Origin of the sequence: Autumnicola aciditolerans, from assembly GCF_041679265.1 — a bacterium.
Classification (GTDB): Bacteria; Bacteroidota; Bacteroidia; order Flavobacteriales; family Flavobacteriaceae; genus Autumnicola.
This window is the reverse complement of the sequence record NZ_JBGFSM010000006.1, coordinates 72,219-97,232: the sequence shown is the minus strand read 5'-3', so window position 1 is coordinate 97,232 and position 25,014 is coordinate 72,219. Positions and strand designations below refer to the sequence as shown.

Sequence of the window (25,014 nt, the reverse complement as noted above, 5' to 3'; positions counted from 1 at the left end):
TTTAAAGTGTTCAATTTATAATTAATGCTTTCTGTGATCTCACGGAAAGCATTTTTATTTTTATTGCTGAAGAAGCCTTTTGTTAAAATACAGATACACCTGTAAGTGTGGTTAATCTTTCCAGGGCTTTCATTCCTAATTCAGAATTCCCTTTTTCGTTAAGGATAGGGCTCCATACCGCCACAGAATACCTTTCCGGATGTATGGCAACAATACCTCCGCCAACACCACTTTTACCCGGCAGCCCTACTTCAAAACTAAACTCCCCTGCTTCATCATAAAATCCGCAGGTCTGCATCAAAGCATTTATACGCTTTACAATTTCCGGTCTCATTATTTCTTCTCCGGTTTTCAGAATTCGGCCTTTATTCGCAAAAATCATAAAAGCCTTTGCCAATTGTTCGCAGGACATGGCGAGGGAGCACTGGTGAAAATAAAAATCTACAATAGGCTCCACTTCGCATTTAATATTGCCAAGCGCTTTCATATAATTTACCAGCGCAATATTTCTAAATCCAGTCGATTTTTCTGAAGAAGCTACGGTTTTATCATAGTGTATATCAGAATCGCAGGTTATTTTACGTACAAAAGCAAGCAATTCTTCTCTTGGATTTTCAAGGTGGTCCAACAATATATCTGAGATTACCAGTGCCCCGGCATTGATAAAGGGGTTTCGTGGGATGCCTTTTTCCTGTTCCAGCTGGGTTAAGGAATTAAAAGGGTTCCCCGAAGGTTCCACATCTACGCGGTCCCAGAGGTCTTCGCCCATAATATTCATGGCCATACATAAGGTAAACACCTTAGAAATACTTTGAATAGAAAATTTCTCTTCACTATCCCCAAACCCATAATGCCTGTTTTCACCGCAATAAAGGTGCATCCCGAATTTTCTGGGGTCTACTTTGGCCAATTCGGGAATATACGAGGCTACTTTGCCGCTTGTATCCCGGTAGCTCAATTCCGTGCTAATAGTATCCAGAATGTCCTGGTAATCCATAGTTAGTTTAAATGAGAGAGATCGCTCCCGCTATCTAATTCGTAAGGTACTTTTTCCTTTTCAAAAATGCGTGCCGGTAAGCTACCATTTAACGATATTTTAGTATGGGTGACCTCCAGCCAGCTGCCTTCACGCAAACCAACCACCGGAGGTGAATTTAGCCTGTGAAATTCCTTTATCCTGGTTTCTCTTGTCTCTCCTTTATGGGTGGAGTTAACATCAGGATCTAAATAATGGGGGTTAATATTAAAGGGAATAATCCCTAATGTTTTAAAACTTGGAGGGTACACTATTGGCATGTCGTTGGTGGTTTGCATAGTAAGACCTCCAATATTGGTGCCTGCGCTGGTGCCAAGGTAAGCTGCTCCATGTAAAATGCTCTCCCTTAGGGGCAGCATTAAATTATTTCTGTAAAGTTCAGAAACCAGCAGGAAAGTATTGCCGCCACCTGTAAAAATTCCGCCTGTGTTCTTCAAAGCTTCTTCCGGGCTTGAGAATTCATGAATTCCTTTTAAATTTTTCCCCGCTTTCTCAAAAGCTTTGGCTGCTTTCGCAGTGTATTCATCATAGGTAATACCGCCTGGTCTCGCGAATGGAATAAAAATGACTTCAGCAGCATCCTTGTAAAGTTCCTGCAGCACGGGAATAAGATATTCCAGGTAATCTTCCCCATGTAAGGTAGAGGTGCTTGCTAAAATTGCATTCATCATATGCTGTTTTTTTGAAGCGTAAAAGTAGCGATTTAGAGTTTTAACAAAAATTTCCGCACTACAGAAGTCTTTTTAAAGAAGATAATCGTTTCTTTAATTTACAAAAATCAAGGTTTAGATTTCGCTGAAAAATGAATTATTTTTTTAAGCTAATCTGCAATTTAGATTTAAAATGAAGAACTGCTCTACTTTACTCATTTTTCTAATTCTTTTGGGTTTTAGCTTTAACAGCTTTAGCCAGGAAAACAGGCAGTTTATAAATGGAAGTATCCTTGTGCCGCCGGGAGATGATGCAGGAGGAATAACTGTTTTTAATAAAAGTGCCGGGCTTGGTACCATAACCAACGCCCGGGGCGATTTTAAAATTAAGGCAGCAGCGGGAGATAGCCTTGTCTTTTCTGCAGTTCAGTTTGAAGCCTTTACCATTATAATGCCGGGAAATCTAATCAAGTTAGGAACCATGACCGTTAACCTGAACCGGGCAGTAAATGATTTGCCGGAAGTAAGGCTCTCTGATCTTAGCGGAATTGTGGAAGTAGATGTGAATAGAATTCATACCGTGGATAATGGTATGAATATGGTTTCTAATATTGAAATGCGCAACCTGGCCAGTATGCCCCAGCGGTATAAAGCAAATTATGTACGCAATGACGCTATGGGAAACAGGACCGCGAGTGATTTCCAGGGATTGAATGTTGTGAATATTTTTAAATCGGTTTTTGGGCTTTTTGGAGAAAAGAAGACAAAATCCCCTAAGCTTTCCCGCGAAGAACTGGCAGATAAGATCTTTTACGCATTAGGAGAAGGTTTTTTTGTGGACTCCTTAAATATAGACAAGGCACATACGACCGACTTTATTTTTTACGTTATTGATAATGGCTTTACTCAGCAAATGCTTGAAAAAAGGAATAAGCTCGAGCTTATGCAATACCTTTTTGAGCAAAATGAAGAGTACGTCCGGTAACCAATACAACCTGTTAATCGAACCTTTTTATGCTGAAAAATTTACTTTTAGCCTTCCTCTTTATTATCTCATTTTCAGCATTCTCCCAGGAAACTATTCAGCTTAAGGGAAAAATAATAAATGATTCCCTGGAAGGTTCCTTCATCAATATTATTAATAAAAGCCTTAAAACAGGAACAATTAATTCTTCTTCGGGGGAATTTACAATTAAGGTAAGGCAGAAGGATACGTTGGTATTTTCTTCTATTCAATATGAAAAACTCGAGGTGCCGGTAAGCCCTTTAATATACCAGTCTGGTTATCTGGAAGTAAAGCTGGTTACTGGTGTTAACCAACTGGATGAGGTTAAAATAAGCAATATCACCTTAAGCGGAGCATTGGGCGCCGATATTGGCAATATGGATACTTACAGTGTCTCCGGCTTTGGAATTCCAAATTTAAACAAACAACCCATGACTGCTGCAGAGCGGCGGCTGCACTCGGCATCTTCATGGAATCCCGGGGTTACAGGAAGTGGTGGCGCCGTTGGTCTGGATCCCTTATTAAATGCTATTTCCGGCAGGACCAAAAAGCTGAAAAAAATCGTGGCAAATGAAAAACTGCAGTCCATAGTGGAGCAGGGTATGGACGCCTTTCCTGTAGACTTTTTCGTGGAAGATTTAAAAATTCCGGAAGATGAAATTGTTAATTTTGTTTATTATTGTGCAGAAAACCATCAGCTGAAGTATCTGCTGGAAGAAGAAAAAAGGCTGGACCTGCTAGAGTTTTATCAAAAATATGCCGTGGAATTCCTCAATTTACAGCATTCAGAATAGATTATAAATGATGGAATTTCCCGGTTTATTTACCACATTCACAAGTAAGCTATTCCCTCCTGAAAGCTTTAAAAAAGTCATTTCTGTCTTCTTATTTATGCTTTCCTTTTCAAGTTATTCCCAGGAAAGTATCTTACTTGAGGGGAAAATCCTGAATGATTCCCTGGACAATAGCTTCATCAACATTATCAATAAAACAACACAAACCGGGACCATAAATTCTCCTTCCGGCAATTTTTCTATCCGCGTACATAAGGGTGATACTCTTGAATTTTCCGCTATTCAATTTAAAAAACTTCAAGTGATTATTTCGCCACTTACTTTTGAGGCTGCTTATCTTGAAGTGAAACTTTTAGCAGGGGTCACAGAGCTGGACGAGGTACAAATCAGCAATATTTCCCTTACAGGAAACCTTGCCGGGGATATAGGGGATATGAAGGTGAATGAGGTGCCCAATTATGGCATAAAAAGACGTAATGTAAGGGAGAGAACGCTTAGCGAAAGAAAAATGACAGTTTATGGAGGTAGCCCTGTAGATTTGTTATTAGGCCACCTGAACGGAGATATTAAAATGCTGAAAAAGCTGAGGGAAAATGAAAAACTGCACGCCCTCGTCGAAAAGGCGAGGAACATCGCCCCCGCCTCTTATTATCTCGAAGAATTGAATTTAAAGGAATCCATGATCATGGACTATCTTTATTATTGTGCTGAAACTTATAACCTGAAGCCTTATCTTGAAGAGGGGATGGAACTGGAATTTATGCAATTTTTGAGAAAACCTGCTGCTGAATTCCTGGATCTTCAGGATTTGGACTGAAGTTTGATTAGATTTAAGCAAAAATTAAAATGAAGAAAATTACCGTCCTCCTTCTTTTCTTTTTGACGCTGTCTTCCTTTTCTGCTGAAAAACATAAATTCTATGTAAGCGTTACAGAAATAGCATACCAAAAAGAATCCCAGACCTTTCAAATTATTAGCAGGGTTTTTATTGATGATATGCAAAAGGTTTTGAATAAAAGATATGGCAGCCATATTAGTCTTTCCCATGAGAAAGAAGAGGGCGCTGTAAAGGAGACCATAGCAAAATATATTTCACAAAAACTTCAGATCTCTGTAGACGGCAAAAATTTGAAACTGCATTACCTGGGAAAGGAATATGAAGAAGATCAGCTGTTACTTTATATAGAGGTGGAAGGAGTGCCTTCATTTCATCAAATTAAAGTAACCAATGCTCTATTAACCGATCTCTACAGTGAACAAAAAAATGTAGTACATGTAGAGGTGGGAGAAGAGATAAAAAGCCTGCTGCTGGAACGGGACAGGGAAGAAGGCACCATAAATTTTGATGATTAATTTTTTGAAAAAGGGAAATTGGTTACTTTTAGCAATCTTTAATAAAAATTTACTTAATGAAAACAACAAAAGTAGTATGTTCAATGCTTTTTATGTTCTTGTTTGCCGGGGTTTATGCCCAGGATAATGGGGAAGATACCCAGCAACAGGAGAGACAGGAAGGGCATTCGAACGAGAACAAATTCAGGCAAATGTACATGGAATTTGCCACTCCAAATCAATACAGAACAGCATCCGGTGCCCCAGGTCCGGCATATTACCAAAACCAGGCCGATTATAATATAGATGTGGTGCTTGATGATGAAAATACCATGTTATCTGGCGAAGAAACTATAACTTATCACAACAATTCTCCTCAGGACCTGGAATATTTGTGGGTGCAGTTAGATCAAAATATCAGAGAAAAGAATTCCCCTTCTTTAGAAAGAGACAGTGAAGGCCTTTCTCCTGTGGCTACTCCTTCCCGATTTTCAGAAAAATATCTTAAGAAACCTTTTGATGGAGGTTTTAATATTATAGAAGTTTCTAAAGATGGGAATGCCTTAAAGTATACCATCAACCAAACCATGATGCGCATAGATTTACCGGAGCCACTAAAATCTGGTGAGGATTATAGTTTTAGCATTAAATGGAACTATAAAATCAACAACCACGTAACAAACCGTGCACGTTCAGGATTCGAATATTTTCCTGAAGATGGTAACCGCGCTTATGTGATTGCGCAGTTTTTTCCCAGAATGGCTGTTTATAACGATGTGGAAGGATGGCAGAATATGCAGTTTTGGGGAAGTGGGGAATTTGCCCTGCCTTTTGGTTCTTACGATGTAAATATTACCGTACCTGCAGATCACGTAATGGAAGCTACAGGGAAGTTGCAAAACCGTAAAGAGGTTTATACAAAAGAGATGATGAGGCGATATGAGGAAGCACAAAATTCTTATGATAAGCCTGTTCTAATCGTGACTCCTGAAGAAGCGGAGAAGGCAGAAAAAAGCTCTTCAAAGAAAACCAAAACCTGGCATTATAAAGCCGATATGGTTCGTGACTTTGCATTTTCCACCTCCAGGAAGTTTATCCTGGATATGATGGCTACAGATATTATGGGTAAAAAAGTGATGGCGGTTTCGCTGTACCCTAAAGAAGGAAATCCTCTATGGGAACAGTGGTCCAGTAGGGTGGTTGCAAGTACCTTAAAAAGCTATTCCAACCATACTTTCCAATATCCTTACCACAAGGCAGTTTCAGTAAATGCCAAAAACCAGGGGATGGAATATCCCATGATTTGCTGGAATTACGGCCGTCCAGATGAAAACGGGGAGTACAGTGACCGTGTGAAGTTTGGAATGATGAGTGTAATCATCCACGAAGTGGGACATAACTTTTTCCCAATGATCGTTAACAGCGATGAGCGGCAGTGGGGCTGGATGGATGAAGGGATTAATACCTTTGTGCAGTATATGGCAGAGCAGGAATTTGGGGAACGATATCCTGAAGCCATCGCACCAATGGAAAATTATCCTTCCAGAAGAGGGCAGCCGCATAAAATTGTACCTTATATGAAAGGTAATCAGGAGTTTATAGCGCCAATTATGTCTAATCCTGAAGAAGTTTACCAGTTAGGGAATAATGCCTACGGAAAACCGGCAACTGCTTTAAATATCCTAAGAGAAACTGTGATGGGCCGCGAACTTTTTGATTATGCATTTAGCACCTACGCGCATAGATGGATGTTTAAGCATCCTACCCCAGAGGATTTCTTCAGGACAATGGAAGACGCTTCTGCCATAGACCTTGACTGGTTCTGGAGAGGATGGTTCTATTCTACAGATAATGTAGATCTTGGAATTAAAGAAGTAAATAAATATTATATAACCGATACCCCTACAGAAGCCGGTAAAGAAATGCTTGAGCGTTATTACAATGCTTCTCCCGGAGAAGTTGAAGCGCTTTACGTGGTAAAAGAGGAAGATCCTGAGTTTAGCGAAGATCTAAAGGAAAAAACCATGCTGGAAAGTTCTTCTACTCTTCAGGAATTTGTAATGGATAATTTTAGTGAAGAGGAAAGAGCGAATCTTAATGCTCCTAAATATTTCTACCAGGTTACCTTTGAGAAACCGGGTGGATTAATTATGCCTCTAATTGTTGAAATCACCTATGCAGATGGCACTACAGAGAAAAAGACCTATCCGGTGCAAATCTGGAGAAAAAATAATGCTGAAGTAAGTAAGGTTATTCCAAGCAGTAAAGAAATTACCAAAATTGTAGTAGATCCAGATCTGGAAACCGCAGATGTAGATCTTAGCAATAACGCCTGGCCAAAAGAGGAAACCAAAAATCAATTTGAAGAATTTAAAGCCAGCGCAGAAGACTAAAATAATTTAAGCCGACTTTAACGAGTCGGCTTCTTTTTTAGTGATATTTGTATTTATATTTGTTGTGTTATGTTAATACTTCCATTATTCATCAGCGGAGCTGAAATTGCCTTTATCATGTTTATTCTGGTTATGGTGTTTGGAGCTGATAAAATTCCTGAAATTGCCCGAGGACTTGGGCAGGGAATGAAAACACTCCGAAATGCATCTAACGATATTAAGAGTGAAATTCAGCGCAGCGCTGAAAAACAAGGCATAGATAAAAATCTGTCCAAGGATATCAAAGGGGAGATAGATAAAGTGAAAGAGGATATTGATGAGATAACCGGATCGGTAAAGCGCAGATTTTAATCGGCTCTTTAGATGTTGGAACAATTAAAACAGTGGGATAGAGAATTATTTATCTACCTTAACAGTCTTGGAGTTGAATCTTATGACGATTTCTGGATTTTTGTTACCCAACCTGAACACTGGATACCCCTTCATATCCTGTTTTTTGCACTTTTCTTCATCGCTTTTCAGTGGAGAAAGGCAGTGATGACTTCTTTGTTCCTTCTTGCAGCAGTTTTTACTACCTGGGGATTTACCAATTTGGTAAAAGGGCTGGCTCTTAGATTACGCCCTAATAATAACCCAGACCTGGTGGATATAATCCGCATTTTACAGGAACCAACCAACTACAGTTTCTTTTCAGGGCATGCTTCTACTTCTTTTGCCGCAGTAACTTTTATTGTACTGGCCCTAAAGGAAAAATCTAAATGGATTTTTTTGGCTTTTATCTGGCCAATTATATTTGTACTTAGCAGGATATTCGTAGGTGTCCATTATCCCGGAGATATTCTTGTAGGCGCTCTGGTGGGAGTAATTATGGCCTATATTTTCTTCTGGCTCTACCAAAGATCTGGTAAACGTTTTTCAATTTAATTCCTGCTGTTCTGAGAAATAGAGACAAGTATTTATTTTTTTCTGCTTAAGGTGAGCCCGTCCCTAATGGGCAAAATAACGGTTTCAATACGTTCATCTGTAGCCAGCATTTTATTGTATTCCAGCAAAGCCGCTGTAGATACATCATCTGGCTTTACATCCTCTACAATTTTTCCGCTCCAAAGAACATTGTCAGAAAGAATAACTCCGCCGGGATTCATCTTTTCGATAATTATATTAAAGTAGGTGGGATAATTAGGTTTATCGGCATCAATAAATACAAGGTCAAAATTATCTTCAATTTGCGGGATAATTTCCACGGCATTTCCCAGGTACTGCCTGATATTTTTCTTGTATGGTGATGCCTCAAAATATTTTTTCTGAAAATCAAAAAGTTCCTCATTAATATCTATGGTGTGGAGAATACCATTTTGTGAAAGGCCTTCGGCCAGACTTAAGGCAGAGTAGCCGGTATAAGTACCAATTTCAAGAATTGTATGGGGTTTAATAATCTTAGATAACAGGCTAAGCACGCGTCCCTGGTAATGCCCACTTAACATGCGTGGCTGAAGGATCTTTTGATGGGTTTCTCTGTTAAGTTTGCCCAGCAGTTCCGGTTCTTTTTGGGAATGCTCAACAATATAATCTTCTATATTCTGAGGAAGAAAATCCATAAATTCTTTTTTTACAAAACTAAACAAATTGCTTCTTCAATTTCAAGCGTAATTTTCTTTCTGAAATTGTATTTTTACCAAAAACCACCGCACATGAAATTTGAAAATACCCGGGAATTTGCCCTTAGGATGGATGCTGAAGATAAACTGGCCTCGTATCGGGATCAATTCAGCTTTCCGCAGGTAAATGGAAAGGATGTTATTTATTTTGTTGGGAATTCTTTAGGCCTTCAACCAAAATCTGCAAAAGAGTATGTAGATGAAATAATGCAGGACTGGGCAACTTTAGGAGTGGAGGGGCATTTTTATGCTGAAAAGCCCTGGTGGGATTATCATGAACGATTTTCAGAAAAACTGGCAAAAGTTGTTGGCGCAAAACCTTCTGAAGTGACCGTAATGAATACTTTAACGGTAAACCTTCATTTACTGATGATTTCCTTTTATCGTCCATCCGGAAAGAGGTTTAAAATTTTATGTGAAGAAAAAGCCTTTCCCAGTGATCAGTATATGCTGGCAAGCCAGGTAAAATTACACGGGCATAATTCTTCCGAAGCAATAGTGGAAATAAAAAAGAGGGAAGGGGAAAATAATTTCCGTACAGAAGATATCCTGGCACAAATAAAAGAGGTTGGGGAGGAGCTGGCGTTAGTGCTCATTGGCGGTGTAAACTATTATTCCGGTCAGGTTTTTGATATGGAAAGTATAACAAAAGCAGGCCATGAAGTGGGAGCAATGGTAGGCTGGGACCTCGCTCATGCGGCAGGAAATGTAGAATTGAAATTAAGTGAATGGAATGTAGACTTTGCCGCGTGGTGCAGCTATAAATATATGAATTCGGGGCCTGGAAATGCCTCGGGATGTTTTATAAATCGAAAATATCACGGCAAAAAAGACCTTCAACGGTTGGAAGGCTGGTGGGGGCATAATAAGGAACGTCGTTTTCTTATGGAGCCGGAGTTTCAGCCGGAACCCGATGCCCATGCCTGGCAAATAAGCAATGCCCCTGTTCTGGCGCTTGCACCGTATCTTGCTTCCCTGGAAATGTTTGAGGAAGTGGGAATGCCTGCTTTAATTAGTAAGAGAAATAAAATTGTGGCTTACCTGGAGTTTGTGTTGCATGAAATAGATAAGGAAGTAGAGAGCTCCTTTGAAGTTATTACCCCATCTAACCAAAAGGAGAGGGGAACACAAATCTCTGTTTTCCTGCACGGGGAAGGCAGGGAGCTTTTTAATTACCTGATGAAACATGGCGTTTATCTGGACTGGCGGGAACCAAATGTAATACGTCTCGCTCCGGCGCCTTTTTACTGTTCGTTTGAAGATGTTTATACCTTTGGACAGATTTTAAAAAGAGGCATTTTGGACCTTCATGAAACAAAAAATTAATTGCAGATGAACTGGGGCGGCTGCTCCAAAAGGAGAAACAACGATGGAGTTTATTTTAAAACTAAAATCCATTTAACCTCTCTTTACTTTTTGCTACCGGAACTTCTACGAACTCATTTCACAGAAATATTATCAAAAAATAATTCAAAACTACCATCGGGGGATTTATGGCTTGTGGCGATCTTCACGCCTTCAAAATTCTTGTAGCCCTCCCAGGTAGTAGCCATTTCCCTGTTGCCATCGGCAGCTTTGTAAACCCATTCCTGCAGGATCATATCATCATCATAATAGATATCATAAGAATCTCCTGGTGTATAACCGCCTTCTCCCGAATAGGAGGCAGTGAGCTTATCCATTTTATTGCCGCTAATAGGCGCCGTTGCATCTTTTTCTTCTGAAATTTGAGCATCAGACCATACAAGTTGATAAGGAAATAACAACCAATAGGTGTCGTTTATAAATTTTTGGTCTGCCTGTTTTTCTTCTTCAGTAAGCTCCCCATTCCTTTTATAGGTTTTGGTAGCATTATTTTCTGTTAAGGTCACTTCATTGGTTTTGGGCTTCCATTGCCAACTCCTTTGTGATCTTAAACTATCCTGAACCTTTACATTAAAGGTAAAGTTGATTTGTTCTACGTCTTTAAAATCATCCAGTCCGTTTGCCGTTGCAATATCTCTGGCAATAGCCGGCCTATCTGCATAGGCAGCAGTGGAATCTTTAGTATTGCTTTTGCAACCTGCTGCAAAAATAACAAGCAGAGAAAGGAGAAATAAGTTTTTCATCATTAGAAGTTTAAATTATATGGCTTTACTAATAGCATCTTAAAGGTAGCAAATAAATGTTTTAAATGGCATTTATACTCATACCTCCGTCTGCAACAATGTTTTGCCCGGTAATGTAAGAAGATTTGTCCATCGCCAGAAAGGAAATGATAGCAGCCATTTCTTCTGCGCGGGCCACTCTCTTTAGCGGCGTCCTTTTTAAAATAGGCGCTATTTTTTCTGGTTGCTCAAGATAGGTTCTGGTAAGCGGGGTTTCCGTAAACCAGGGTGACATGGCATTCACCCTTATCCCGTCGCCTGCCCATTCCACGGCCAGGCTCCTGGTTTGCTGGAGTAAGCCAGATTTAGACATTGCGTAGGGAACTCCTGTGCCCACATCCTGCATGGCTGCAGAGGAGGCAATATTTATAATAGAAGAGTTTCCTGATAATTTGAGAAAAGGGAAGAGCTTTTGGCTTAATTCAAAAGGTGCGATGAGATTTATTTCCAGGACCTTGCGGTATTCTTCTTCAGAATAATCAGCGGCTTTTTTCCTGATATTTACCCCTGCATTATTTACAAGAATATCCAGCTTCCCCCAATGCTGCTCGATCCAGTGGGATAGCTTTTGCTGGTCCTGCTTGAGAGTAGCATCTGAAACCATACCGGTAACCGATAAATTCCGTTCTTTTAGTTCTTTTTCAAAAGCTTTAACATCACTCTCATTCCTCGCAGTAAAAAGCACTTCTGCTCCCAGTTCTAAAAAACTCTCTACCGCTGCTCTTCCAATACCTTTTGTTCCTCCGGTAATAACTGCTTTTTTTTCTTTTAAATTCCACATAAAATTTTCTTTGAAGATAAAGCTTAGCTTGTAAATAAAAAGCCCTCCGGATTGCGGAGGGCTTTTAAAGGAATTAATTACTAAAGGCTACGTCCTGTTAATAGTTTGTATATAATCAAAATTACTGCTACCACAAGTAAGATGTGAATAATAGCACCTAAATCTGGAAAGGCAAAATAGCCCACAAGCCATCCAATAATTAATAATACAATAATAAGCCAAATTAGATCTCTCATAATGGTTGGGATTAAGCGATTTTGTCGCGTATTGGTTAATAATAGGTCATTTGCAAATCTTTATCCCGTGCTACAATACACAGAGTAAATGAGTTGCATTAACGAAGTTATATAATCCTTACCTCCGCAAGTTAAAGTTTAACTCGTGTTTAACTTTGCCGCTAAAAAGAATCGGGATTTTTTCTAATGGCCTCAGCGCGATTACGGATTTCCTGCATTTCTTCGGCAGGTTTTTTATCGAGAAGGCTCATCATCATCTTCATTCTTTGATTATCCTTAAAATAAGGCCTTTTTTCTTCAAGAAAATTCCAGTACAGGCTGTTAAAGGGGCAGGAAAATTCACCGGTTTTCTTCTTTACATTATAATGGCAATTTTTGCAGTAATTACTCATCTTGTTAATGTAGCTGCCACTGGAAACATAGGGTTTGGTAGCCACCATTCCGCCATCGGCAAACTGGCTCATTCCTCTGGTATTGGTAATTTCCACCCATTCTATAGCATCTATATAGATTCCTAGGTACCAGGCATCCACTTCATCTGGATCGCACTGGGTGAGCAGGGCAAAATTCCCGGTGATCATTAAGCGCTGGATGTGGTGAGCATAAGCTTTTTCCAGGCTTTGTTTTACGGCATGGTGCAGGCAGTTCATTTTTGTTTTTGCAGTCCAGTAAAACTGCGGAAGAGGAGCGGTGTTCTCAAGCTTGTTCTTTTTACTGTATCCCGGCATTTCTTGCCAGTAAATTCCCCTCATATACTCCCTCCATCCTAAAATTTGCCTTACAAAACCTTCTACCTGGGAAATATCTATTTCTTCATGATGATCGTGCCAGTAATCTATAACCGAATCGATAACTTCCTTAGGGCTTATCATTTTAGAATTCATACTAAAGGAAAGCCGGGAGTGAAAAAGATATGCTTCCCCGGTATGCATGGCATCCTGAAAATCTCCAAAATGTACCAGCAGATTTTTGCAGAAGTAATTTAGGACAGATAAGGCATCTTCACGTGAAGTAGGCCAGCTGAAATTTTTGGCTGCTATAGTCCCCATTGTTTTAATATTCGCAGCTTCAATTTCTTCCACAAGCTGGGAAACATCTTTCCTGAATCCCCGTTCATGCGGAAGGTTCACCTTTCCTTTCCACTTTTGCCTGTTGGATTTATCATAATTCCATTTTCCCCCTTCAGGATCCTTAGAATTCAGCATCAGGATCCCATGCTTTTTGCGCATATGCCGGTAAAAATATTCCATCGTCAAATCCTTTTTACCTTCGTAGAAACTGGATAATTCAGTCCTGCTCGTAAAAAAATGTTCGGTGTCATAAGCCTCTGAAGGGATATCGAGGTTTTTACAAATATCATCAAGCTGTTTATCCAAACGATATTCATCCGGAAGCTGATATTCAAATTTGCTGAAGTTATGTTCTTGAATAAGCTGATAAAGATTGGATGCTAAATCCTGTTTATTTTCTTCATCATTTATTCTGAAATAGATAATGTTGTATTCACGATCTTTAAGATAATCAGCAAAATTTCTCATGGCACTGAAGAAAGCCACAATTTTCTGAATATGGTGCACCACATAATCTGTTTCCTGGCGCATTTCCATAAAAACGTACGTGATGTTTTCCTGCTCTTCCTTATACCAGCTGTGATGATGATTTAGCTGATCTCCTAAAATCAGCCGAAGTATTTTCTTGTTTTTGGCCATAAATTCCTGAGGAATTAATCTTCTTTAGCAGGGTTTTTCTTTGTGAAGAAGGACTTTATTTCCTGGCCGGGCCGGGCATAATGAAAACGATCCAGCAGCGTGGGCAGGGCATAGCCATCCAGCCCGTTTACGGCTACGGTACCGGCATCATCTAAACGAAGCCACCCATCCGGTGCCTGTATGCTTTCCTCAAAATATATATGTTCAATAGAAGCCACCACCAGCAGTGTATTGTTTTCTTTAATGGTGTATTCATTGCGGTACTTACAGCCCAGTTTCACTGTAGACTGTTTTACATAAGGAGCAAAAAAGCCATCAAGATATTCTTCTTCCAGGCCGGTTTGCTGAAATTCAGAAACCTCTTCATCATATTTTGCGGCCGTTTGATGGGCGCTTTCAATGAGGTTTTCCTGTACGTGATTTACCGTAAAAAATGAAGTTTCCCTAATGTTTTTGTAAGTATTACGAGGAACATGCGTGGGACGGGTAATAAATCCCAACAGGGCAGGATCGCTTCCCAGGTGGGTTACCGAGCTAAAAACAGCCACATTTAAAAGATTGTTTCTGGATTTTGTGGCAATGAGGTTGGCAGATTTATAACCTGTGCAGCTATTCACCAGGTTGAGGCGGAAGATCTTTTCCATCTCCATAATGTCACTGGCGGTAATATGTTTCATAAAAAGAGTAAATTAATTTCATCTCAATTTACTAATCCTCATATAAATATTTGTTAATGCTTTTTTAATTTACCCCTGATTTTCAATTTTATTGATTTTCATCTCATAATTTTCCATTGCCTCACGTACTTCATCTACATTGTCTGAAGCCTTTTGGTGTGCCGCGTTCATAGCCTTTTCCAGCTCTTTGTCTGGATTTTCAAAAAGGTCTGTGATTACATGGTTTATTTTATCAATAATGCTTTCCTGGCTGTTCCGGATATCTTCCAGTTTGCTTAGAGTGGCGCGCATTTGCTCCGGGTTCTGTGAATCCATTTCTATTTTTTGTTGATTTTCTATAAGGTACAACATATTGCTTTAGTAGGTGCAATGCATCAGGAAAAAAAGATTTTCAGATCTAGGCAGTTTAAGTCAAAGCTATAAGAAAATAGGATGCAATTCAAAAAAAAGTTGGGCTGCATATAGTGGCAGAGAATTACAATTTTCTGTGGTTCCGTTGGGTTAAACCCATATCAGAATTAATGAGTATTTTCGCAGAGAGAATTTTTATTCTCTGAAAACAAGAAAATGCAGGAACAAAAAAATATTGCAGTGGTTGGCTCGGGACTTGTGGGTTCATTGCTTGCGCTGTACTTAAAAAAGGCCGGCCACCTGGTTACGGTTTTTGACCGCAGACCGGATGTTAGAAAAGTTGAATTTTCGGGCAGGTCCATCAACCTTGCCATGTCCAATCGTGGTTGGAAAGCCCTGCGTGTTGCAGGTATAGAGAAAGAGATTCGTGAACTGGCGTTGCCTTTGGACAAGAGGGCAATGCACGTGAATGATAAACCGCTTTATTTTCAGAAATATGGAAAAGAAGGCGAAGCGATTTTTTCCATTTCCCGGGGAATCCTTAACCGTAAAATGATAGACCTGGCTGAAACTGCCGGCGTCGAATTTCGTTTTGAAGAAAAGGTTTGGGATATTGATATGCCACAGGCAAAATTGTATACCGGCGAAACGGAAAAAAGCGAGTGGAAGGAATATGATTTTGACCTTATTTTTGGGGCAGACGGAGCTTTTTCCAGGATTCGCCATAAAATGCAACGGCAGAGTCGCTTTAACTATTCCCAGCATTTTATTGAGGTGGGTTATAAAGAACTCACCATTCTCGCCAACGAAGATGGCAGCCATAAACTGGATAATGCATCTTTCCATATCTGGCCACGTGGAGAATTTATGCTCATTGCCATGCCCAATTTAAATGGCAGTTTTACCTGTACGCTGTTTATGCCTTTTGAAGGGGAGTATTCTTTCGAGTCTATTACTACAGAAAAGAAGGCAGACGCGTTTTTTGAAAAATTCTTTCCTGATATTAAAGCCGAAATTTCCAATTTAAAACGAGACTTTTTCAAAAATCCTACAAGCGCCATGGTGACTATAAAATGCTTCCCGTGGACTTTTAATGATAAAATAGCCCTTGTTGGCGATTCTGCCCACGCCATTGTGCCTTTTTACGGCCAGGGGATGAATGCGGGATTTGAAGATATTTCTGTTCTTTTTGAAAAGATGGAACGATATAAAGATGACTGGGAGAGTATTTTCAGGGAATATCAAAAGGAAAGAAAACCTAATGCAGATGCGATTGCCGAGCTAAGTTACCAGAATTTTATAGAAATGAGCAGTAAAACCGCCGATCCTGAATTTCTTCTTCGGAAGAAAATAGAAAAACGATTTGGCGAGAAACATCCGGGAAACTGGGTGCCACTTTATTCCCGCGTTACTTTTTCAGATCGTCCTTATGCCGAAGCTTTAGCAATAGGGGAGAAGCAAAGAAAAATTATGGATGAGGTGATGAAAACCGAAAACATAAGGGAAAAATGGGATCAGCAGGAAATTGAAGAAAAAATGCTTAAACTTCTTGCTGCCCAATAAACCCGGTATTCTGTTCTTTAATGAGCTCCTTTTTTTAGTAATTCCGGGAATTTATTCTTAAACCGATTAATCCTGGGAATGGAAACATTCTGAATATAAGGATTTTCAGGATGGTTTTCTTCATAATTCTGGTGGTAGGCTTCCGCTTTCCAGAACTTCTGGAAGGGTAATATTTCAGCAGCAATAGGTTCGTTAAATTCTTTCGCCACTTCAGCCTTTACTTCTTCTATAATCTCTTTTTGTTCCTGGTTCTGATAAAAAATAATCGAGCGATACTGCGAGCCAATATCCGGACCCTGCCCGTTTACCTGCGTGGGATCCTGTGATCCAAAATATACTCTTACAAGCGTTCTGAAATCTACAACATCTGGATCATAAATCACTTCCACAGATTCTGCATGGCCGGTGCGGCCAGTATTGCTCTCCTCGTAAGTGGGATTCTTGGTATGGCCGCCGGCATAGCCGGAAATAGCTTCTTTCACACCTTTTACACTTTCATAAATGGCTTCCACACACCAGAAGCAACCGCTGGAGAAATACGCTCTCTTCAAACCATCCTGGCCTGGCACTTCTACCGGTTCAGCATTAGCAATTTCAGGCCGGGTTGCCGATTTTTCCTGTCCGTTTCCACAGGATATAAATAAGAGTAATAAAATACTCAGGTAATTTTTCATAGCTTGTTTTTTATAGGGATTTATTTCTTGTATAAGTGCCTTCAAGGCTCTTCTTTCCATAAATGGCATAATCTACTGCTAATTCTCCATTTATGCTGAAACCTTTCCAATCCAGTTCTACCTGCCCGTTGTTCATAGGTTTTAACACCGCCACGGGTTGATCTTTATCAAATTTTTCCCACGGTAAATCTGAAGTGGAATTTTCTTCAGAAGGGCCGGTGTAGAAAATATTAATACTGTCCCCGGATTTTTCAAATCTTGAATTGATGTACATTTCATTTTCTACCAGGCACAATTTTGAAGTACCTGAAAGATTTACATCCAGGCAGTAACAGGTACAAGCGGGAGAAGTTTCTTCTCCTTCCTTTATATAATTTCCGGCTTGTACTGCGGGAGAAGGGCTTTTTTTAGCGGGAGCTTCAGCGTTTTCTTCATCCTTGTAAATTTCATCATTTTCAACAGGAACTCCTGGACCTACAGCATTGTATTCGCTGTTTTCGGGATTTTCTTCTAATTTATTCCCATTCTGGTCCGCATTGTTTTTGCAGGAGCACAAAACGAGAATAAAGATCAGGCTGTAGAATTTTATTTTCATCAATAGTATTTAGGCTAATAAAGGTAAGCCTTTGATTGAAAACTTATGTAAAAGTCGTGTTAATCCCTCTTTTGCAGCGGGGATGAGGTATGGGAATAAAAAAAACTGCCTGAAAGATTTTGCTTCAGATCAAAAGATCTTACTATTACCTTCAGGCAGTTTAATATTTAAAGAATAACTTCTAGAATTTTTTGAAAAGCGAATCCATTTTCTCCTGCTCTTCCCTTGCCAGATCTTCATCTACAAGGATTCTTCCGCTATGTTCATCTGTAATAATTTTTTTGCGCCCGGCTATTTCCATGATCACCTGCGGCGGAATGGTAAAATAAGAACCTCCTGAAGCCCCTCGCTCCACCGGAACAATAGCCAGGCCATTCTTTACATTGGTCCTTATTCTCTTGTAAGCTTTTACAAGGCGGTCCTCAATGTTTTGCTCATATTCGGCAGATTTGTCTATCAGCGCCTGCTCTTCTTTTTCTGTTTCAGCAAGAATTTCATCCAATTCACTTTTTTTATGATCAAGATGTTTTCTTCGCTCGTCTACGCGTTCCTGGGTTTGGGCAATTACTTCTTTCTTTTGCTCAATTTGAGCCTTATATTCTTTAATGTGCTTTTCGGCCAGTTCTATTTCCAGCTCCTGGAATTCAATTTCCTTGCTTAGGGCATTGAATTCACGGTTATTGCGCACATTTTTTTGCTGATCGGAATATTTCTTTATTGTAGTTTTTGCTTCATCAATAAGGTTCTTCTTATTCTTGATGTCGTTTTCCACAACTTCGATATCTGCCTCTAATTTTTCCAAACGCGTGTTCAATCCTGCTACCTCGTCTTCTAAATCTTCAACCTCCAAAGGAAGTTCGCCACGTACGTTTCTAATTTCGTCAATTCGTGAATCGACTAACTGAAGATCGTATAGCGCTCTTAACTTCTCTTCTACAGTAACATCGTTTTTTTTTGCCATAGTTAAATATACTTGATTGGATTGGTGTTTGTGTCTCCTAAAATAAGTGCAAAATTACTAATTTTTTTACTAAGAAAAGAATATAGTAAATTTTTTGTGAATTGCTCACTTTCATAGTGTCCAATATCGGCCAAAACTATTTTTCCTTCAGCTTTATAAAAATCATGGTATTTAAGGTCTGCCGTAACATAAACATCGGCGCCTGCCCGTTTTGCATTTTCTATGGCAAAGCTGCCACTTCCGCCTAAAACCGCTACTTTTTTCACCGGTTTGCCCCGTAAAGCCGAGTGCCTCACCACTTCAGCATTAAAAACAGATTTTAAGGAGTTTAAAAATTCTTCTTCTAAAGTTTCCTTCTCAAGTTCTCCAATCATTCCCATTCCCAAATGCTGGTGCCTGTTCTCCAGAGTGATGATTTCATAAGCTACTTCTTCATAAGGATGTGTTTTAAAAAGGGCCTGAAGTACTGCTGATTCCAAATGGGCTGGAAAAGTAATCCCTAACTGCATTTCTTCTTCAAAATGTATTTTTCCTTTTTCCCCAATTGCGGGATTTGCTTCTTCATTAGGGCGGAAGCTCCCACTGCCCTTAAGATTAAAACTGCACTGGTCGTAATTGCCTATACTGCCTGCACCTGCTTTAAAAAGAGCGGTTCTCACCTCTTCAGTCTTATCAATTGGGACAAATGTGCTAAGTTTTTTAATACTGCCTTTTTTTGGGATCAGGATTTTCTGGTTCTTTAGTTTAAGCTTTTCAGCAAGCATATGGTTTACCCCTTTATACTGGTTGTCTAGAGCAGTATGTATGGCATAAATGGCAATATTATGTTTAATGGCCTTAATGACGGTGCGTTCCACGTAATTTTTACCGTTAAGTTTTTTAAGGCCGGAAAATATAATAGGATGGAAACTGATTATAAAATTGCATTTTTTTGCAATGGCTTCATCTACCACGCTCTCCAGCGTGTCCAGCGTAATAAGTGCGGCGGTCACCCTGGTTTCTTCGTCTCCCACCAGCAGGCCCACATTATCAAATTCTTCTGCGTAATTTAGCGGAGCAAATTCTTCTATATGGCGTATAACTTCTTTTATGAGCATATTTGTCTCTTTATAAGCGTTGTTTTGGTGTATTCAAAGATAATATTCTAGATTTATTATACATTGCCTCTCATGCTGATACTTAGAAAACTACTTTTCCCCTTTGCGCTGCTCTATGGCGCAATTACCTGGTTTAGAAATTTCCTTTACAATACCGGGGTTTTGAAATCCCGGGAATATGACCTTCCGGTGATTTGTGTTGGAAACCTGAATACCGGAGGCACCGGAAAATCTCCCATGATAGAATTTTTACTGAAAATTCTCCTGCCGGAGTATCGTGTGGCAACTTTATCCCGGGGCTATAAAAGGAATAGTAAAGGTTATGTTTTTCTTAGCGGAAGGGAATCTGCAGCAATAGTGGGTGATGAGCCTTTACAGTTTAAGCGTAAATATCCTGATGCTCTTGTTGCCGTTGATGCCAACCGGCAGAACGGAATTTCCTGTTTAGCTGAAGAAAATCCTGAAGTAATCCTCCTGGATGATGCTTTCCAGCATCGCAAGGTTAAAGCCGGCCTCAACATTTTGCTCACTGCTTACGATAAACTTTTTATAAATGATGTGATGTTGCCTACCGGCAACCTTAGGGAACCCGCAGCAGGAGCTGAAAGGGCAGCGATTATCGTGGTAACCAAATGTCCTCCAGATCTGGGAATTGATGAAATGCAAAGGATAAGAACAGCATTAAAACCACGTAATTATCAAAGATTGTTCTTCAGCTATATTTCCTATGGAGAAGAAATTTTTGGAAATGGTAATGCCAGAACATTGCAGGTACTGGCTAAGGTGAATTTTACTTTAATTACCGGGATCGCCAATCCTGTGCCACTGGTAGAATTTTTGAAGGAAAGGAAGTTTGTGTTCCGGCATTTGCAATTTCCTGATCACCACCAGTTTTCTTCCGCAGAAATAAAAAAAATTGCCTCCCGGGATTTTATTCTGGCTACAGAAAAGGATTATATGAGGTTAAAAGAGCATATTCCTGCAGAACAGTTATGGTATCTTCCCATTAATACAAAGTTTATCACCGGGGAAGAAGCATTTAAGCGAGAAATCAGGGAATTTATAAAAACAAAATGAGGCGCATAAGCACCTCATTCTTTTCTGGCTAATTCAAACTATATGTCTTTATATATAATTTTACTAGCCTGATAATTGCAAAGCCTGTGCCAATTACTATATGGTAGTTTCCCTTGCAGATAAATAACGGTTAATTTTGTGGAAGAATTCCTCGGTCTTATAAGGTTTGGGAATAATATCATTAAAGCCGTTGAGGTAAAATTCATCCAGGTTCTCATCCAGGGTGACTGCGGTAAGCGCTATAATAGGAATATCTTCATTAAATTTCCTGATTTCTATAGTGGCTTCTATTCCGCTTATGCCTGGCATGTGTATATCCATAAGGATAAGGTCAAAATGATTGTTTTTTACCTTATCTATGGCAATAGTACCATTATCTGCCACATCACAAATTACTTTATTCTTTTCCAGAATTTTCCTGGTGATCATCTGGTTGATCTTATTGTCTTCTACAATAAGAATCTTTTTATCAATCATGATGTCATTAGATAAAGCTTCGGTTTTCTCTACCTTTAACTGCCTGGTAGCATTTTCTTTAGGGGGTTCCAGGGCTTCAAATTTAAGTTCAAAGGTAAACTTAGAACCTTTTCCCAATTCGCTTTCCAGATGAATTTCGCTGTCTAGAAGGCTTAACAGGTTCTTTACAATGGAGAGCCCTAAACCTGTACCTCCAAATTTACGATTGATCTGTGTAGATCCCTGGGTGAAATTTTCAAATATCGCTTTCTGCTTTTCTTTGCTGATACCTTCACCATTATCTTTTATCTCAAAGCCTAGATAGACTTTTTTATCATTCTGATTTAGTTTGGTGACATTAATCCATATATCCCCGTTTTCAGTAAATTTTATGGAATTCCCTATTAAATTAATTAGGATCTGGGAAATTTTTAGGGGATCGCCTTTTAATTTGCTTGGGATGGAATTGTCAAAATTAAAGTGGATTTTAGTCTCTTTTTCATCTGCCGAATTCTTAAGGGCAATAAGCACATCAGAAATTCTTCTTTTGAGATTAAATGTGCTTTCCATTAATTCCACCTTATTCGCCTCTAGTTTGTTGAGGTCTAAAATATTATTAATGAGGGATAACAGGTATTCTCCTGAAAATTTTAAAGAATTTAAATGTTCCTTTTGATTTTCGGTTGGGCTTTCTTCAAGGAGAAGGTGCGTTAAGCCTGTAACGGCATAAAGCGGAGTGCGCAACTCATGTGTAATAGTGCTTAGGAACTGTGCTTTTGCCAGGGAAGCTTTTTCGGCATTTTCTTTGGCCAGTGTAAGTTCTGTATTTTTTTTCTGCAAAAGATCGTTGGCCCTTGCTCTAAGATTGTTGTTTTTATACAGGGAAAGGGTTAGGAGGGAAAGAATAGTGATAAGGGCAACACTTAAAATCGTGGTGAGTTTATTCACCTTCAGGGATTTTTCCTGCTCGGCATTTTGAAGCGTAAGGGAACTTAGGGTGTTTTTAAGAGCATCCTGGCCATACCTGCTGTTGGCTTCCTGCGCAAGTTCCTCTTCATTCATATTATAAATGGAGTCCTTGGTAGTATAACTTTTTTGAAGATAAGCCAGGGCAGAATCCGGCTGCTGTTTCATTTCATAGATAGTGCTTAATCTTTTGCTGGCACTTACCACCATACCTCCAAAGCTATTCTCTTCAGCGATCTTTAAAGATTTGCGGGCGCTCCTTTCCGCTTCTTCAATACGATTAAGGTAGAGGTGTGCGCTGGATTTAAAATAGTTAAGACGGCTTTTTTCATACGGATTATCACTTCCGGATAAATAAATTTCAGCATTGTTAAAGTTATTTAAAGCGGCTTCATAATCTGAATTTTCATGCAGCTGCAAAACTCCCCGATTGAGGGCCACCAGGCCTAGTTGTTCCCTGTTGTCGTGTTTTTCATAAATATCTTCAGCTAAGGAAAGATATTCTTTTGCTTTCCCATATTGCTGCTGTAGATCTAAAATTTTGGCAAACTGCAGATAGCTGTAAGCCAAACCAATCTCATCCCCAATTTCCTTTTGTACAGCAATCGCTTTATTTATTATTTTACTGGCTTTTTTATTATCATGTTTTATATAATAAAGATTAGAAAGGATGCTGTTGGAAAGGGCAAGGTACCGCTTGTGGTCTATTGTCTTTGCCAGGGCTATGGAGGAATCCAGTTCCCTCATGGCAGCGTCAAAATTGTAATGCAGGATAGAAGATTCAGCATCGCTGAGCAACTGATGAATATTCTCACTTACTTCATCTTCATTTTTTACCTCCTGGCTCTGGAAAGCGAAGGCAAAAGAGCATATAAGGCAAAATAACAGGGAGAGGGTTAAGTTCTTCATTTGGGTTTTGGCAACTTAAGGTCGATAAATATAGTTAATTCTTGTTTACGATAGAAATTAAATCTATGAGTCTGCTGGAATACCCTATTTCATTATCGTACCATCCTATTAGCTTTACCAGTTTCCCCCCAATTACCGAGGTCATTTGTGCGTCAAAAACACAGCTATATTCCTGGTCCAGTATGTCTACAGAAACAATAGGATCTTCTGTGTAACTTAAAATACCTTTAAGAGTGCCTAGTGCGGCTTCCTTAAAAAGACGGTTTACTTCTTCAATAGAAGTTTTATTTTCCACGTTCAGCGTCATATCGGTAAGCGAACCGTTGGGAACGGGCACCCTTATTCCGCAACCGCCAATTACCTCGCTTAAATCAGGGAAAATTCGGGTTAAAGCTTTTGCGGCACCGGTGGTGGTAGGAATAATGGATTGTGCCGCGGCCCGGCTTCTCCTTAAATCACGGTGAGGCTTATCATGCAGGCTCTGATCTGAGGTATAGGAATGAACAGTGGTAATATAAGCCTGGCTTACCCGTAGTTGATCGTGAATAACCTTGAGCATTGGGGCTGCATTATTAGTGGTGCAGGAAGCATTGGAAATAATTTTTTCTGAACCGTCTAAAAGATGATCATTTACCCCCAGAACAATCATTTTAATAGATGCATCCTCGGGCGGGACAGAGAGAATAATTTTTTTCACACCCTCTTTGAGATGATGTTCCAGATCTTCAGTAGTATTAAACTTTCCCGAACATTCTATTACGTAATCTACATGAAAATCTTGCCAGGGAATGTCTTTTGGATGAGCATAATTAAGGACGTGAGTGGATTTACCTTCAATGGTGATCTTAGCATTTTGCCCCGTAATTTCTTTTTTCAGCCTGCCATGAATGCTATCGTATTTGAGAAGATGGGTGAGCGTTTCGGCATTGGCAATATCATTAAGCGCCACAACATTAATAGTTGGGTGATCTACCAGTAATCTAAATAAACTGCGCCCAATCCTCCCAAAACCGTTAATGGCAATATTAATGGGGGAATTCATAAAGTTTAGTTGATATGCTTTTGAGCTTTATAAGAAGATCTAACCAGTGCACTACTTTCCACATGCCTGAACCCAAGATCCAAACCTATGGCTTCATATTTCTTAAACTGGTCTGGAGTGATAAATTGTTTAACCGGCAGGTGCTTTTTACTGGGTTGCAGGTACTGGCCAATGGTCACCACATCTACCCCGGCATTGCGAAGGTCATGTAGTGTTTCAATCACTTCTTCTTCTTGTTCCCCAAGGCCAAGCATGATGCCAGATTTTGTACGGTTAATGCCTTGTTGTTTCAAATATCTCAACACTTCCAGGCTACGTTCGTATTTGGCCTGGATTCGTACTTCCCGTGTAAGCCTTTTTACAGTTTCCATATTATGAGAAACCACTTCAGGCATTACTTCTACAATCCGGTCTATATTTCGTTCATTTCCCTGAAAATCGGGAATTAGGGTTTCCAAGGTGGTTTCAGGATTCATTCGGCGAATAGCCTTCACAGTTTCTGCCCAAATAATAGAACCCATATCTTTCAAATCATCGCGGTCCACACTGGTAATAACAGCATGTTTGATTTTCATCAGTTTAATAGAACGGGCAACTTTTTCAGGCTCATCCCATTCCACCGTTTCGGGCCGGCCGGTTTTTACACCACAAAATCCGCAGGAACGGGTACAAACATTTCCAAGAATCATAAAGGTTGCGGTACCTTCACTCCAGCATTCTCCCATATTAGGGCAGCTTCCTGAAGTACAAATGGTATGAAGGTCATATTTATCAACCAGGCTCCTGAGTTCAGTATATTTCTTCCCGGTAGGAAGTTTTACTCTTAGCCATTTTGGCTTAGCCTGGGTTTTATTTTTTACGGGCGTAATAGTCTCTGTACTCATAGCAAAATTCTGTTGTTCAA

At 39.7% G+C, this 25,014-nt stretch carries 26 protein-coding genes; 10 read left to right on the top strand and 16 right to left on the bottom strand.

Annotation, left to right across the window (positions count from 1 at the left end):
* Nucleotides 1-82: 82 nt before the first annotated feature.
* Both AB8M93_RS07925 and pepE read right to left on the bottom strand, forming a co-directional pair.
* The gene (locus AB8M93_RS07925; protein WP_373057039.1) at nt 83-997 is read right to left on the bottom strand and encodes a glutaminase; all 915 of its coding nucleotides are present in this window, start codon (nt 995-997) and stop codon (nt 83-85) included.
* Nucleotides 998-999: 2 nt separating this feature from the next.
* Complete coding sequence (gene pepE, locus AB8M93_RS07920) at nt 1,000-1,707, bottom strand: dipeptidase PepE (protein ID WP_373057038.1); 708 nt, start codon at nt 1,705-1,707, stop codon at nt 1,000-1,002.
* Nucleotides 1,708-1,879: 172 nt separating this feature from the next.
* On the opposite strand from pepE, the gene AB8M93_RS07915 reads away from it, so the two are divergent.
* The 7 genes from AB8M93_RS07915 to AB8M93_RS07885 all read left to right on the top strand — a co-directional run bounded on the left by AB8M93_RS07915 (nt 1,880) and on the right by AB8M93_RS07885 (nt 8,135).
* Nucleotides 1,880-2,671: a hypothetical protein gene (locus tag AB8M93_RS07915; protein ID WP_373057037.1), complete on the top strand. Its 792-nt coding sequence runs from the start codon at nt 1,880-1,882 to the stop codon at nt 2,669-2,671.
* Nucleotides 2,672-2,700: 29 nt separating this feature from the next.
* On the top strand, nt 2,701-3,486 hold the full coding sequence (locus AB8M93_RS07910) for a peptidase associated/transthyretin-like domain-containing protein (RefSeq protein ID WP_373057036.1): 786 nt from the start codon (nt 2,701-2,703) through the stop codon (nt 3,484-3,486).
* Nucleotides 3,487-3,583: 97 nt separating this feature from the next.
* The gene (locus tag AB8M93_RS07905; protein WP_373057035.1) at nt 3,584-4,303 is read left to right on the top strand and encodes a peptidase associated/transthyretin-like domain-containing protein; all 720 of its coding nucleotides are present in this window, start codon (nt 3,584-3,586) and stop codon (nt 4,301-4,303) included.
* Between the two features lie 29 nt (nt 4,304-4,332).
* The gene (locus tag AB8M93_RS07900; protein ID WP_373057034.1) at nt 4,333-4,839 is read left to right on the top strand and encodes a DUF6702 family protein; all 507 of its coding nucleotides are present in this window, start codon (nt 4,333-4,335) and stop codon (nt 4,837-4,839) included.
* A gap of 56 nt (nt 4,840-4,895) precedes the next feature.
* The gene (locus AB8M93_RS07895) at nt 4,896-7,211 is read left to right on the top strand and encodes a M1 family metallopeptidase (protein WP_373057033.1); all 2,316 of its coding nucleotides are present in this window, start codon (nt 4,896-4,898) and stop codon (nt 7,209-7,211) included.
* A 69-nt stretch (nt 7,212-7,280) separates the two neighbouring features.
* Complete coding sequence (locus AB8M93_RS07890) at nt 7,281-7,562, top strand: Sec-independent protein translocase subunit TatA/TatB (RefSeq protein WP_311534096.1); 282 nt, start codon at nt 7,281-7,283, stop codon at nt 7,560-7,562.
* Between the two features lie 12 nt (nt 7,563-7,574).
* Nucleotides 7,575-8,135, top strand: a complete 561-nt coding sequence (locus tag AB8M93_RS07885) for a phosphatase PAP2 family protein (protein ID WP_373057032.1) — start codon at nt 7,575-7,577, stop codon at nt 8,133-8,135.
* A gap of 32 nt (nt 8,136-8,167) precedes the next feature.
* Here AB8M93_RS07885 and AB8M93_RS07880 read toward each other — a convergent pair whose 3' ends face one another.
* Entirely contained in the window at nt 8,168-8,809 is a 642-nt protein-coding gene (locus AB8M93_RS07880; RefSeq protein WP_373057031.1) for an O-methyltransferase, read from the bottom strand.
* A gap of 93 nt (nt 8,810-8,902) precedes the next feature.
* Here AB8M93_RS07880 and kynU point away from each other — a divergent pair, with 93 nt between their 5' ends.
* Nucleotides 8,903-10,195, top strand: a complete 1,293-nt coding sequence (kynU, locus tag AB8M93_RS07875) for a kynureninase (RefSeq protein WP_373057030.1) — start codon at nt 8,903-8,905, stop codon at nt 10,193-10,195.
* A gap of 113 nt (nt 10,196-10,308) precedes the next feature.
* On the opposite strand, the gene AB8M93_RS07870 is transcribed toward kynU, so the two are convergent.
* The 6 genes from AB8M93_RS07870 to AB8M93_RS07845 all read right to left on the bottom strand — a co-directional run bounded on the left by AB8M93_RS07870 (nt 10,309) and on the right by AB8M93_RS07845 (nt 14,734).
* Nucleotides 10,309-10,980 carry a hypothetical protein gene (locus AB8M93_RS07870; protein ID WP_373057029.1) on the bottom strand — a complete coding sequence of 224 codons (672 nt, stop codon included), beginning with the start codon at nt 10,978-10,980 and terminating at the stop codon, nt 10,309-10,311.
* 58 nt (nt 10,981-11,038) lie between these two features.
* Nucleotides 11,039-11,797 carry an SDR family oxidoreductase gene (locus AB8M93_RS07865; RefSeq protein WP_373057028.1) on the bottom strand — a complete coding sequence of 253 codons (759 nt, stop codon included), beginning with the start codon at nt 11,795-11,797 and terminating at the stop codon, nt 11,039-11,041.
* Between the two features lie 80 nt (nt 11,798-11,877).
* The gene (locus tag AB8M93_RS07860; RefSeq protein WP_373057027.1) at nt 11,878-12,033 is read right to left on the bottom strand and encodes a lmo0937 family membrane protein; all 156 of its coding nucleotides are present in this window, start codon (nt 12,031-12,033) and stop codon (nt 11,878-11,880) included.
* 161 nt (nt 12,034-12,194) lie between these two features.
* Nucleotides 12,195-13,742: a cryptochrome/photolyase family protein gene (locus AB8M93_RS07855; protein WP_373057026.1), complete on the bottom strand. Its 1,548-nt coding sequence runs from the start codon at nt 13,740-13,742 to the stop codon at nt 12,195-12,197.
* A gap of 14 nt (nt 13,743-13,756) precedes the next feature.
* Entirely contained in the window at nt 13,757-14,419 is a 663-nt protein-coding gene (locus AB8M93_RS07850; protein WP_373057025.1) for a flavin reductase family protein, read from the bottom strand.
* 69 nt (nt 14,420-14,488) lie between these two features.
* Nucleotides 14,489-14,734 (bottom strand): hypothetical protein, encoded by a 246-nt coding sequence (locus AB8M93_RS07845; protein WP_373057024.1) that lies wholly within the window; start codon nt 14,732-14,734, stop codon nt 14,489-14,491.
* Between the two features lie 252 nt (nt 14,735-14,986).
* On the opposite strand from AB8M93_RS07845, the gene AB8M93_RS07840 reads away from it, so the two are divergent.
* Complete coding sequence (locus AB8M93_RS07840) at nt 14,987-16,333, top strand: FAD-dependent oxidoreductase (protein WP_373057023.1); 1,347 nt, start codon at nt 14,987-14,989, stop codon at nt 16,331-16,333.
* A 17-nt stretch (nt 16,334-16,350) separates the two neighbouring features.
* On the opposite strand, the gene msrA is transcribed toward AB8M93_RS07840, so the two are convergent.
* The 4 genes from msrA to AB8M93_RS07820 all read right to left on the bottom strand — a co-directional run bounded on the left by msrA (nt 16,351) and on the right by AB8M93_RS07820 (nt 19,660).
* Complete coding sequence (msrA, locus tag AB8M93_RS07835) at nt 16,351-17,007, bottom strand: peptide-methionine (S)-S-oxide reductase MsrA (protein WP_373057022.1); 657 nt, start codon at nt 17,005-17,007, stop codon at nt 16,351-16,353.
* A 10-nt stretch (nt 17,008-17,017) separates the two neighbouring features.
* A complete protein-coding gene (locus AB8M93_RS07830) occupies nt 17,018-17,602 on the bottom strand; it encodes a hypothetical protein (protein WP_373057021.1) in 585 nt (194 codons plus the stop codon).
* Nucleotides 17,603-17,783: 181 nt separating this feature from the next.
* Entirely contained in the window at nt 17,784-18,563 is a 780-nt protein-coding gene (locus AB8M93_RS07825) for a zinc ribbon domain-containing protein (protein ID WP_373057020.1), read from the bottom strand.
* 2 nt (nt 18,564-18,565) lie between these two features.
* The gene (locus AB8M93_RS07820) at nt 18,566-19,660 is read right to left on the bottom strand and encodes a Nif3-like dinuclear metal center hexameric protein (RefSeq protein WP_373057019.1); all 1,095 of its coding nucleotides are present in this window, start codon (nt 19,658-19,660) and stop codon (nt 18,566-18,568) included.
* Between the two features lie 72 nt (nt 19,661-19,732).
* Here AB8M93_RS07820 and lpxK point away from each other — a divergent pair, with 72 nt between their 5' ends.
* Complete coding sequence (gene lpxK / locus AB8M93_RS07815) at nt 19,733-20,737, top strand: tetraacyldisaccharide 4'-kinase (RefSeq protein ID WP_373057018.1); 1,005 nt, start codon at nt 19,733-19,735, stop codon at nt 20,735-20,737.
* 96 nt (nt 20,738-20,833) lie between these two features.
* On the opposite strand, the gene AB8M93_RS07810 is transcribed toward lpxK, so the two are convergent.
* The 3 genes from AB8M93_RS07810 to lipA are packed head-to-tail and all read right to left on the bottom strand — an operon-like array spanning nt 20,834 to nt 24,994.
* Nucleotides 20,834-23,068, bottom strand: coding sequence for an ATP-binding protein (locus AB8M93_RS07810; protein WP_373057017.1), 2,235 nt, complete (start codon nt 23,066-23,068; stop codon nt 20,834-20,836).
* A 34-nt stretch (nt 23,069-23,102) separates the two neighbouring features.
* Nucleotides 23,103-24,110: a type I glyceraldehyde-3-phosphate dehydrogenase gene (gene gap, locus AB8M93_RS07805; RefSeq protein ID WP_373057016.1), complete on the bottom strand. Its 1,008-nt coding sequence runs from the start codon at nt 24,108-24,110 to the stop codon at nt 23,103-23,105.
* A 5-nt stretch (nt 24,111-24,115) separates the two neighbouring features.
* Nucleotides 24,116-24,994, bottom strand: a complete 879-nt coding sequence (gene lipA / locus AB8M93_RS07800; RefSeq protein WP_373057015.1) for a lipoyl synthase — start codon at nt 24,992-24,994, stop codon at nt 24,116-24,118.
* Nucleotides 24,995-25,014: the final 20 nt, after the last annotated feature.

What these genes read in the sequence shown, in the direction of transcription:
- AB8M93_RS07925 (WP_373057039.1), bottom strand. Translation starts at nt 997, where the DNA reads ATGGATTACCAGGACATTCTGGATACTATTAGCACGGAATTGAGCTAC.
- pepE (WP_373057038.1), bottom strand. Translation starts at nt 1,707, where the DNA reads ATGATGAATGCAATTTTAGCAAGCACCTCTACCTTACATGGGGAAGAT.
- AB8M93_RS07915 (WP_373057037.1), top strand. Translation starts at nt 1,880, where the DNA reads ATGAAGAACTGCTCTACTTTACTCATTTTTCTAATTCTTTTGGGTTTT.
- AB8M93_RS07910 (WP_373057036.1), top strand. Translation starts at nt 2,701, where the DNA reads ATGCTGAAAAATTTACTTTTAGCCTTCCTCTTTATTATCTCATTTTCA.
- AB8M93_RS07905 (WP_373057035.1), top strand. Translation starts at nt 3,584, where the DNA reads ATGCTTTCCTTTTCAAGTTATTCCCAGGAAAGTATCTTACTTGAGGGG.
- AB8M93_RS07900 (WP_373057034.1), top strand. Translation starts at nt 4,333, where the DNA reads ATGAAGAAAATTACCGTCCTCCTTCTTTTCTTTTTGACGCTGTCTTCC.
- AB8M93_RS07895 (WP_373057033.1), top strand. Translation starts at nt 4,896, where the DNA reads ATGAAAACAACAAAAGTAGTATGTTCAATGCTTTTTATGTTCTTGTTT.
- AB8M93_RS07890 (WP_311534096.1), top strand. Translation starts at nt 7,281, where the DNA reads ATGTTAATACTTCCATTATTCATCAGCGGAGCTGAAATTGCCTTTATC.
- AB8M93_RS07885 (WP_373057032.1), top strand. Translation starts at nt 7,575, where the DNA reads ATGTTGGAACAATTAAAACAGTGGGATAGAGAATTATTTATCTACCTT.
- AB8M93_RS07880 (WP_373057031.1), bottom strand. Translation starts at nt 8,809, where the DNA reads ATGGATTTTCTTCCTCAGAATATAGAAGATTATATTGTTGAGCATTCC.
- kynU (WP_373057030.1), top strand. Translation starts at nt 8,903, where the DNA reads ATGAAATTTGAAAATACCCGGGAATTTGCCCTTAGGATGGATGCTGAA.
- AB8M93_RS07870 (WP_373057029.1), bottom strand. Translation starts at nt 10,980, where the DNA reads ATGATGAAAAACTTATTTCTCCTTTCTCTGCTTGTTATTTTTGCAGCA.
- AB8M93_RS07865 (WP_373057028.1), bottom strand. Translation starts at nt 11,797, where the DNA reads ATGTGGAATTTAAAAGAAAAAAAAGCAGTTATTACCGGAGGAACAAAA.
- AB8M93_RS07860 (WP_373057027.1), bottom strand. Translation starts at nt 12,033, where the DNA reads ATGAGAGATCTAATTTGGCTTATTATTGTATTATTAATTATTGGATGG.
- AB8M93_RS07855 (WP_373057026.1), bottom strand. Translation starts at nt 13,742, where the DNA reads ATGGCCAAAAACAAGAAAATACTTCGGCTGATTTTAGGAGATCAGCTA.
- AB8M93_RS07850 (WP_373057025.1), bottom strand. Translation starts at nt 14,419, where the DNA reads ATGAAACATATTACCGCCAGTGACATTATGGAGATGGAAAAGATCTTC.
- AB8M93_RS07845 (WP_373057024.1), bottom strand. Translation starts at nt 14,734, where the DNA reads ATGGATTCACAGAACCCGGAGCAAATGCGCGCCACTCTAAGCAAACTG.
- AB8M93_RS07840 (WP_373057023.1), top strand. Translation starts at nt 14,987, where the DNA reads ATGCAGGAACAAAAAAATATTGCAGTGGTTGGCTCGGGACTTGTGGGT.
- msrA (WP_373057022.1), bottom strand. Translation starts at nt 17,007, where the DNA reads ATGAAAAATTACCTGAGTATTTTATTACTCTTATTTATATCCTGTGGA.
- AB8M93_RS07830 (WP_373057021.1), bottom strand. Translation starts at nt 17,602, where the DNA reads ATGAAAATAAAATTCTACAGCCTGATCTTTATTCTCGTTTTGTGCTCC.
- AB8M93_RS07825 (WP_373057020.1), bottom strand. Translation starts at nt 18,563, where the DNA reads ATGGCAAAAAAAAACGATGTTACTGTAGAAGAGAAGTTAAGAGCGCTA.
- AB8M93_RS07820 (WP_373057019.1), bottom strand. Translation starts at nt 19,660, where the DNA reads ATGCTCATAAAAGAAGTTATACGCCATATAGAAGAATTTGCTCCGCTA.
- lpxK (WP_373057018.1), top strand. Translation starts at nt 19,733, where the DNA reads ATGCTGATACTTAGAAAACTACTTTTCCCCTTTGCGCTGCTCTATGGC.
- AB8M93_RS07810 (WP_373057017.1), bottom strand. Translation starts at nt 23,068, where the DNA reads ATGAAGAACTTAACCCTCTCCCTGTTATTTTGCCTTATATGCTCTTTT.
- gap (WP_373057016.1), bottom strand. Translation starts at nt 24,110, where the DNA reads ATGAATTCCCCCATTAATATTGCCATTAACGGTTTTGGGAGGATTGGG.
- lipA (WP_373057015.1), bottom strand. Translation starts at nt 24,994, where the DNA reads ATGAGTACAGAGACTATTACGCCCGTAAAAAATAAAACCCAGGCTAAG.